This is a genomic window from Pseudomonas brassicae, assembly GCF_010671725.1.
In the GTDB taxonomy this organism is placed as follows: domain Bacteria; phylum Pseudomonadota; class Gammaproteobacteria; order Pseudomonadales; family Pseudomonadaceae; genus Aquipseudomonas; species Aquipseudomonas brassicae.
Window position 1 is genome coordinate 1 of sequence record NZ_JAAHBU010000584.1, and the last position, 2,305, is coordinate 2,305.

The window sequence follows — 2,305 nt, forward strand, 5'->3', positions numbered from 1 at the left end:
CGCCAGGTTGCAGGCATTCCTGAACGACCTGGGCTTTGAACGGTTTCGGATAAGAGCTTCGTTGGCGCATGGAAATCCTGGCAATAGGGGTGATCGCGTCCGCTTAAAAATACGCGGACACCATCGCCCTTAATGCTGGACTTCGGAAGGTGACTTGGCCGGACGCTTACGATGATCAAAGAACCCTAGGCGATTGAAGTAAGTAAGCGTTGTCTTGCAAGCGCTAAAATCAATCGATACCGACTTCTTCAGCATCACCAATTGATTACACAACGCCAAAATACGTGCAGCAGCGTCAATCATGATTTTGCAGCCAGTGGGCACCACAAATTCGATCACCGAGCAATCGAGATCCAATGGTGAGCCAGTGACCGCCAAGGACTCTTCAAAGGACGCGCTTCCGACCCAAGCTCCCGATTTAAGAGCGATTGTCAGCTTTCCAGGATTTACCAAGGACCAGCAGCTCTTTTCGTCCTGAATAAAAATTTCACGTTGTCCGTAGAGGATAGGGTTAACTACAGACTTCTGCGTATCGAAATGGCGTGCTATTTCTTTTGCCATTGCGCCAGGGTTCGATCTCAGAAATTTCTCAATATCAGCAATCATCAACGGACCCAATCACCTAATTTCCTTGGCTCTCAGCCTTCCTGGCTGAGTTCTACGGCGAGCATGGCCGAAGCTATTCATGCGCCACGATACACCGCTCGCGCACTATAGTGGCCTATCGACAGCGAGACAAAAAATTAATACCTGTGAGCCCTGAACACCAATCGCCATGCTTGATTAGCTCTACGGCTCTCCAACATCTTCAAACACCTCCTTTGGTCCACCTTATCTGCTCCTACTGTCCTTCGACGCCAGTAAAGAACGAAACACAATTAGCTCATTCCGGCTCGTATTCGATCACTATATCCACAACTACCCCTCCAAATTTTCAGAATTGGCTACCTAGATAGCCGCTACAGCCGGCTCATCACCAACCGTTTTCTCGCTCGTGTACAGCCAACGTACAAACGGTTTCTGAAAATAGGCTGAGCAAGGTCATAGCTATCAATCATCGGAAGCAAGACCACATCAAACTCAAGTCCCTTCACGTTTAAAACAGACGTGAAATGCACTAGGTATTTTTTCTCAAGATCGATGTGCTCCGACATGCTCATCCTGCGGAAACTGCCCACAAGACGTTGCTCGCAGTAGCTGTGCAACTCACGGGCGGCGTCTTGATCTGGCAGCACAATAGCGACTGTCTGATCTTCAGGAATGCTAGCGATGACCTCGCTGAGATATTCGAACTCATCTTTACGGGATGACATTCTCTTCAGTGTGTAGGCACCTTGATCGTCATCCTGGAGGTTTAGCAGACCTTCATTCAACAATTGCTCGTCCACGCCGCCCCCCTGCTCGAATAATTGCCGCAAGGTCTTAGTAAATGCGGCGAGCGACGGCCGATTTCTCTGACGTAAGTTTTCTTCCAATCGAATAAATTCTGGCCGTTGCCCTACGGGGAAGCAGTCGTCAATACGCATCGGATCATTGCGCAGGAGCTGCTGTGATCGGTCACCTACGACAGTAATCGCGCTGTACTCTGGATCAGCCAGAGACGTCATTAGGTAAATCTGTTGCTCGGTAAAATCCTGTACCTCATCCACGAACACGCTTTGGTAATAAACGGGAGCGTGAGCCCGACCGGTAACGACTTTGATTTCGAGCCAATTGAGATGTCGTGGGCAAGGCAGAGCAATAGATCAATATCATCATCGCTCAGAGTATTTTCTCGCAGACGCGTAAGCACTTGAACGGCCACTGATGGATCTGGAAAAGATACTGCTTCCGATTCCAACGCGAGCCGATACAAATGGGCGAAATTCTTCAAAGGTGCTATGAGATTGGTCCGCATCGTACGCCCTAAAACCTTGGCTGGTGACTCGATACCTTCAGGGGCTCGTGTACCTGCCCCCTTCATAATCTTCAAACCGCTTTAGCGCAGTACCGCTACGGAACATCAGGGGCATGCTGTGCCCGAGGCGTATGAACAACTCATTTGCAGGCATAAAGGAAGCGGTGATGAATGGTTAAGTGATGGGATCTGCACACTGACCACTTTGCCTATTTGCGACTTTTTGACTCTTCGGCGAGACTCAGTGCAGCACCGCTGTCATCGAGGAATTCATACCCGGCACTGGAGGCACATGGAAGAATCCTGTCATCGCTTTCTAGTCTGGCCTCACTACCATCGTTCGTTTCACGATAAAGAACCAAGACGCTCTCTTGGTTTAAGAAAAAATCTATCGGCACTTGGCTAAGC

3 protein-coding genes are annotated in these 2,305 nt (G+C 49.4%); all 3 read right to left on the bottom strand.

Translation table 11 applies throughout. From position 1 onward, the window contains the following. Positions 1 to 129 precede the first annotated feature (129 nt). Entirely contained in the window at positions 130 to 618 is a 489-nt protein-coding gene (locus G3436_RS26340) for a hypothetical protein (protein ID WP_243667344.1), read from the bottom strand. Between the two features lie 341 nt (positions 619 to 959). Then, the gene (locus G3436_RS28655) at positions 960 to 1,649 is read right to left on the bottom strand and encodes an ATP-binding domain-containing protein (protein WP_163951250.1); all 690 of its coding nucleotides are present in this window, start codon (positions 1,647 to 1,649) and stop codon (positions 960 to 962) included. Between the two features lie 457 nt (positions 1,650 to 2,106). Further along, on the bottom strand, positions 2,107 to 2,305 hold a 199-nt coding region (locus tag G3436_RS28145; RefSeq protein ID WP_243667345.1), incomplete at its 5' end, for a hypothetical protein.